The 7,195-nt window shown below is 74.8% G+C and carries 4 protein-coding genes; all 4 read left to right on the plus strand.

Annotated elements, in window-relative coordinates:
- The first annotated feature begins 164 nt into the window (after nucleotides 1–164).
- The 4 genes from ACZ4W5_RS10510 to ftsH all read left to right on the plus strand — a co-directional run bounded on the left by ACZ4W5_RS10510 (nucleotide 165) and on the right by ftsH (nucleotide 7,081).
- Nucleotides 165–2,600, plus strand: a complete 2,436-nt coding sequence (locus ACZ4W5_RS10510; protein WP_465653863.1) for a [protein-PII] uridylyltransferase — start codon at nucleotides 165–167, stop codon at nucleotides 2,598–2,600.
- 238 nt (nucleotides 2,601–2,838) lie between these two features.
- Nucleotides 2,839–4,404, plus strand: coding sequence for a signal recognition particle protein (ffh, locus tag ACZ4W5_RS10515; protein ID WP_360233277.1), 1,566 nt, complete (start codon nucleotides 2,839–2,841; stop codon nucleotides 4,402–4,404).
- Between the two features lie 97 nt (nucleotides 4,405–4,501).
- Nucleotides 4,502–5,044, plus strand: a complete 543-nt coding sequence (locus tag ACZ4W5_RS10520; RefSeq protein ID WP_465653864.1) for a GNAT family N-acetyltransferase — start codon at nucleotides 4,502–4,504, stop codon at nucleotides 5,042–5,044.
- A gap of 114 nt (nucleotides 5,045–5,158) precedes the next feature.
- On the plus strand, nucleotides 5,159–7,081 hold the full coding sequence (ftsH, locus tag ACZ4W5_RS10525) for an ATP-dependent zinc metalloprotease FtsH (RefSeq protein ID WP_465653865.1): 1,923 nt from the start codon (nucleotides 5,159–5,161) through the stop codon (nucleotides 7,079–7,081).
- Nucleotides 7,082–7,195: the final 114 nt, after the last annotated feature.

Below are 7,195 nucleotides of genomic sequence, written 5' to 3' on the forward strand. Positions count from 1 at the left end.
CCTGCCCGGGGCGCGGGTCCGCCCGTCGGCGCATCCCCGCTCAGCCGCACCACGGCTCGGCCCTGCGACGCCCAGCCGCACGACGGCCCAGCCCTACGACGGCCAGCCCTACGACGGCTCCTCCCTACGACGGCTCATCCGCACCACGGACGGGACCCACGCGCATGACCACCGAGACCAGCCCCTCCGACCCCCTCGGCCACGCGGCGGCCAGGACCGCGCTGCTGGAGCGCCCCGGGCTGACCGGCCGCCCGCGCCGGGCCGCGCTCGCCCGGCTCACCGACGACTGGCTGGCCGCGCTGCTCGCCGACGCCGGAGCCCCGGCGTCCGGCGTCGCGCTGGTCGCCGTCGGCGGCTACGGCCGGGGCGAGCTGTCCCCGCGCAGCGACCTGGACGTCCTGCTGCTGCACGCCGGCCCGATCCCCCGCGAGCTGCCCGAGCGGATCTGGTACCCGGTCTGGGACGCGGGCGCCAAGCTCGACCACTCGGTGCGCACCGTCGCCGAGGCCCGGGCGGTGGCCGCCACCGACCTCAAGGCCCAGCTCGGCCTGCTGGACGCCCGGCACCTCGCCGGGGACCGCGAGCTCACCGCCGCGCTGCGCTCCGCGGTGTTCACCGACTGGCGCGCGAGCGCCCCCGCGCGGCTGCCCGAACTGCGCGAGCTGGGCCGGGAGCGGGCCGAGCGGCACGGCGAACTGTCCTTCCTGCTGGAGCCCGATCTCAAGGAGGCCCGCGGCGGTCTGCGCGACCTGGTCGCGCTGGACGCCGTCGCCGCCACCTGGCTGGCCGACGCGCCCCGGGACGGCCTGGACGCCGCCGCCCTGCGCCTCGCCGACGTCCGCGACGCGCTGCACCTGGTCACCGGCCGGGCCACCGAGCGGCTCGGCCTCCAGGACCAGGACCAGGTCGCCGAGCGGCTCGGCGTGCTGGACGCCGACACCCTGCTGCGCCAGGTCTACGAGGCCGCCCGGACCATCGCCTACGCGAGCGACGTCACCTGGCGGGCGGTGGACCGGGTGCTCGCCGCCCGGTCCGGCCGGGGCCGCCGGGCGGTCCGGCTGGGCTTCCCGTTCACCGGCGCCGGGCGGGGCGTCGGCGCGGTGGGCCGGGGGGCCGTCGCCCGCCGTCCGCTCGCCGAGGGCGTGGTCGAGCAGGACGGCGAGGCGGTGCTCGCCCAGGCCGCCCGCCCGGCCGCCGACCCGGTGCTGCCGCTGCGCGCCGCGGCCGCCGCCGCGCAGAACGGGCTGACCGTCTCGTACGCGACGGTGCGCCGGCTGGCCGCCGAGTGCCGCCCGCTGCCGGTGCCCTGGCCGGACGAGGCGCGCGAGCAGCTGGTGACCCTGCTGGGGGCGGGGGAGGCGGCCGTCCCGGTGTGGGAGGCGCTGGAGGCGGAGGGGCTGGTGACCAGGCTGCTGCCGGACTGGGAGCGGGTCCGCTGCCGTCCGCAGCGCAACGCGGTGCACCGCTGGACGGTGGACCGGCACCTGGTCGAGACGGCGGTCCGGGCCGCCGCGATGACCCGCCGGGTGGCCCGGCCGGACCTGCTGCTGGTCGCCGCGCTGCTGCACGACCTCGGCAAGGGCTGGCCCGGCGACCACAGCGAGGCCGGCGAGGTGATCGTCCGCGACCTGGCCGCCCGGATGGGCTTCCCCGCCGAGGACACCGAGACCCTGGCGGTGCTGGTCCGCCACCACCTGACGCTGGTGGACACCGCCACCCGGCGCGACCCGGACGACCCGGCCACCGTCGAGGCGATCACCAAGGCGGTCGGCACCCTGCCGGAGCTGGAACTGCTGCACGCCCTCACCGAGGCCGACGCGCTGGCCACCGGCCCGGCGGCGTGGAGCAGCTGGCGGGCCTCCCTGGTGGACGGCCTGGTGGCCCGGGTCGCCGCGCAGCTGGCCGGGGGCACGGCCGCCCCGGCGCAGACGCCGCCCGGCGCGGAGCAGGAGCGGCTGGCGGTCGAGGCCGCCCGCACCGGCGCCCCCGCGCTGTCGCTGCTGGCCCAGGCCGAGGGGGCGGACCCGGGCACCGAGCCGATGGGCGTCGAGCTGAACCTGGCCGTCCCGGACCGGCCCGGGCTGCTCGGCACGGTCGCCGGGGTGCTGGCGCTGCACCGGCTGACCGTCCGCTCGGCGGGCCTGCGCGAGCTGGACCCGATCGGCGCCGGCCCGGTGCTGCTGCTGTCCTGGCGGGTGGCGGCCGAGTTCGGCGAGCTGCCGGAGGCGGCCCGGCTGCGCGCGGACCTGCGCCGGGCGCTGGACGGCTCGCTGGACGTCTCCCGCCGGCTCGCCGAGCGGGACGCCGCCGCCCCGCGCCGCAAGGGCATCCCGACCCCGCCGCCGCTGGTCACGGTGGCGCCCGCGGTGGCCTCGGCGACCGCGACCGTGCTGGAGGTCCGGGCGCACGACGCCCCCGGGCTGCTGCACCGGATCGGCCGGGCGCTGGACGGGGCGGGGGTGCGGGTGCGCACCGCGCACGTCTCCACGCTGGGGGCGGAGGCCGTCGACTCCTTCTACCTGACCGATCCGGCGGGCCTGCCGCTGGACGCCGAGCGGGCCCGGGAGGTGGCGGCGGCGGTCCGGTCGGCGCTGGACTGAGGGCCTCCCGTACGGGCGGCGGAGGCCTGCCCGTACGGGCGGTGGAGGCCCTGCCCGTACGGGCGGTGGAGGTCCGCCCGTACGGGGGTGGAGGCCTGCCCGTACGGGCGGTGGAGGCCCTGCCCGTACGGGCGGTGGAGGTCCGCCCGTACGGGGGTGGAGACCGTACCCGGGGCGGCCGGATACCCTGGGGACGACGACCGTACCGATACCGATGCCGCAGAGGACCCGCGACGACGTGTTCGACACCCTTTCCGATCGCCTCGCAGCGACGTTCAAGAACCTCCGGGGCAAGGGCCGCCTGAGCGAGGCGGACATCGACGCCACCGCCCGCGAGATCCGCATCGCGCTGCTGGAGGCGGACGTCGCGCTGCCGGTCGTCCGGGCCTTCATCAAGCAGGTCAAGGAGCGGGCGCTCGGCGTCGAGGTCTCCGGCGCGCTGAACCCGGCGCAGCAGATCATCAAGATCGTCAACGAGGAGCTCATCGCCATCCTCGGTGGCGAGACCCGCCGGGTGCGGTTCGCCAAGAGCGGCCCGACGGTCATCATGCTCGCCGGTCTCCAGGGTGCCGGTAAGACCACCCTGGCGGGCAAGCTCGGCGCCTGGCTCAAGAAGCAGAAGCACACCCCGCTGCTGGTCGCCTGCGACCTCCAGCGCCCCAACGCGGTCAACCAGCTCCAGGTGGTCGCCGAGCGCGCCGGCGTGGCCTTCTACGGCCCGCAGCCGGGCAACGGCGTCGGCGACCCGGTGCAGGTCGCCAAGGACTCGATCGAGTACGCCAAGCAGAAGCAGTACGACGTCGTCGTCGTCGACACCGCCGGCCGCCTGGGCATCGACGCCGAGCTGATGCAGCAGGCCGCCGACATCCGCGCCGCGGTGAACCCGGACGAGGTCCTGTTCGTCGTCGACGCGATGATCGGCCAGGACGCGGTCACCACCGCGCAGGCCTTCCTCGACGGCGTCGACTTCACCGGTGTCGTGCTCTCCAAGCTCGACGGCGACGCCCGCGGCGGTGCCGCCCTGTCGGTCGCCCACGTCACCGGCCGCCAGATCATGTTCGCCTCCAACGGCGAGAAGGTCGACGACTTCGACGCCTTCCACCCGGACCGGATGGCCTCGCGCATCCTGGGCATGGGCGACGTCCTCTCGCTGATCGAGAAGGCCGAGCAGACCTTCTCGCAGGCCGAGGCCGAGAAGATCGCCGCCAAGCTGCGCGGCGGCCCGAAGGCCTTCACGCTGGACGACTTCCTGTCCCAGCTGGAGCAGGTCCAGAAGATGGGCTCGATCTCCAAGCTGCTCGGCATGCTGCCCGGCATGGGCCAGATCCGCGAGCAGATCAACAACATCGACGACAAGGACGTCAACCGGGTCGGCGCGATCATCAAGTCGATGACCCCGACCGAGCGTGCCGAGCCGGAGCTGATCAACGGCTCCCGCCGGGCCCGCATCGCCAAGGGCGCGGGCGTCCAGGTCGGTGAGGTGAAGAACCTGGTCGAGCGGTTCTTCGACGCCCGCAAGATGATGTCCGCGATGGCCTCCGGCAAGGGCATGCCCGGCATGCCGGGGATCCCGGGCATGGGCGGCGGCGCGAAGAAGTCCGGCAAGAAGGCCCCGCAGGCCAAGGGCAAGCGCAAGAGCGGCAACCCGTTGAAGCGGGCGCAGGAGGAGGCCGCGGCCGCCGAGCGCCGCGCGCTCGGTCCGGGCGCCGGCCAGGGCCCGGCCGACGGCGGCGCGTTCGGTCTCGGCGCGGGCAAGGGCCCGGCCGACTTCGAACTGCCCAAGGAGTTCAAGGACCTGCTGTAGTCCTCGGCGTCCCGCTGTGCGGCCCGTCGTCCGGAGCTCTCCGGGCGGCGGGCCGTTCGCGTGTCCGACGGGCTTCGCGGTGCCGGATGATGTCGGCATGTCAGATGATGTCGGCGTGCGAGTGATGATCAGGGCCCCGAGGGCCGAGGACGAGGTCGAGTACGCGGAGGCGGTCCGACGCTCCGCCGAGCACATCGGACGGTGGAACCCGGTCGAGCCGGACGGGCTACCGGAACTGCTCGGACGCCAGGGGGCGGGCCTGCGCACGTTCCTGGTCATCGACCGGGAGACCGGCGGGCTGGTCGGCAAGGTGAACGTCGCCAACATCGTGATGGGCCGGTTCTGCAACGCCTCGCTGGGCTACGACTCGTACCTGCCGTACGCGGGCACCGGGCGGATGACCGAGGGCCTGCGACTGGTCCTGGACCGCTGCTTCGCCCCGCAGGCGGCCGGCGGGCTGGGCCTGCACCGGCTGGAGATCAACGTGCAGCCGGAGAACGAGCGCTCGATCGCGCTGGCCAAGCGGCTGGGCTTCCGGCACGAGGGCTACACCCCGCGGATGCTGTTTCTCCAGGGGGACTGGCGCGACCACGAGCGGTTCGCGCTGACCGCGGAGGAGTGGCCGGGCGGCACGGCGTAGTCCGCCGCCGGAAGGTCATATCCGCTGGTCACAGGCCTCGGTGCGGGCCGTACGGGCGGTCGGGCGCGGCGTTGCGGTTGGCTCGCCCGAGCGGCTGTCCGTATCGTCCGGTGGGTGACCGAACCCGTGCCGCCGCGCCAGACCCCCGACCAGCCCTGGCGGTCCGAGGGCGCCCCGCCCCCGCCGCCGCCCCGCCGCCGGATGCCCGGCGGCTGGGCGGGCCTCGTCCTCACCGCGCTCGTGGTGTTCCTGATCTCCGACCTGCTGCTGTCGTTCTTCGGCAACCAGGGCGCCACCACGATCTCCTACACCGAGTTCAACAACCAGCTGAACAAGGGCAACATCACCAAGATTTACGCCAAGGGCGACGCGATCGAGGGCACCCTCAAGAGCGCCCAGCCCAAACCCGACGGCGGCAAGGGCGACTACACGGACTTCGCCACCCAGCGCCCCTCCTTCGCGGGCGACAACCTGTGGACCACCCTGCAGCAGCAGGGCGTCGAGGTCACCGCCACCTCCCCGGTCCAGCAGCGCAGCTTCCTGACCAACCTGCTGCTCTCGCTCGCCCCGATGCTGCTGCTGGTCTTCATCTGGGTGTTGCTGGCCCGCCGGATGGCCGGTGGACTCGGCGGCGGACCGCTCGGCCGCAAGGCCCCGCCCAAGCCGGTCACCGCCGACCAGGGCAAGCGCACCACCTTCGCCGACGTGGCCGGCATCGACGAGGTCGAGGCCGAACTCACCGAAGTGGTCGACTACTTGAAGAACCCCGAGCGCTACCGCAGGCTCGGCGCCAAGATGCCGCGCGGGGTGCTGCTCAGCGGCCCGCCCGGCACCGGCAAGACCCTGCTGGCCCGGGCCGTGGCCGGCGAGGCGGACGTGCCGTTCTTCTCCGCCTCCGCCTCCGAGTTCATCGAGATGATCGTCGGCGTCGGCGCAAGCCGGGTCCGCGAACTGTTCGCCGAGGCCCGCAAGGTCGCCCCGGCGATCATCTTCATCGACGAGATCGACACCATCGGCCGCCAGCGCGGCGCCGGCGGCGGCATGGGCGGGCACGACGAGCGCGAGCAGACGCTCAACCAGATCCTCACCGAGATGGACGGCTTCACCGGCTCCGAGGGCGTCATCGTGATCGCCGCGACCAACCGGGCCGACGTGCTCGACCCGGCGCTGCTGCGCCCCGGCCGCTTCGACCGCCGGATCACCGTCAGCCCGCCCGACCGGGAGGGGCGCGCCGCGATCCTGCGCATCCACACCCGGGCCGTCCCGCTGGCCGGCGACACCGACCTCACCCAGCTGGCCAAGGTCACCCCCGGGATGACCGGGGCCGAACTCGCCAACCTGGTCAACGAGGCCGCCCTGCTGGCCGTCAAGCGGCAGCAGGACGCGGTCAACGAGCGGGACCTCTCGGACGCCCTGGAGAAGGTCCAACTCGGCGCCGTGCGACCGCTGGTGATGCCGCAGGAGGAGCGCGAGCGGACGGCGTACCACGAGAGCGGCCACGCGCTGCTGGGCATGCTCCAGCCGGGCGCGGACCCGGTTCGCAAGATCACCATCGTGCCGCGCGGCCGCGCCCTCGGCGTCACCCTCTCGACCCCGGAGAACGACCGCTACTCGTACACCGAGCCCTACCTGCGCGGCCGGATCATCGGCGCGCTCGGCGGGATGGCCGCCGAGCAGGTGGTCTACGGGGTGATCACCACCGGCGCGGAGAGCGACCTGGAGCAGGTCACCAACATCGCCCGCGGGATGGCCGGGCGCTGGGGGATGAGCGAGCGGGTCGGGCGGCTCACCGCCGTGCCCGCGGACGCCCAGGGCGCGTACGGGCTCTCGGCGGCGCCGACCACGCTGGACGCGGTGGACGAGGAGGCCCGGCGGATCGTCGCCGAGTGCTACGAGGACGCGGTGCGGATCCTGAACGAGGAGCGGCACCGGCTGGACGCGCTGGCGGCGGCGCTGCTGGAGGCGGAGACCCTGGACGAGGAGGCGGCCTACCGGGCCGCCGGGGTGCCGCGGAAGGCCTCCGAAAAGGAGGCGTGAGCTGGGGAACCGGGGGGGGGGGGGGGGGGGGGGGGGGGGGGGGCGCGGTGTTGGGTGTGGGGGGGGGGGGTGTGTTGGGGGGACCCCCCCCAAAAAACAGCCCCACCCCCCCCT

Source organism: Kitasatospora sp. NPDC029367 (genome assembly GCF_055569135.1).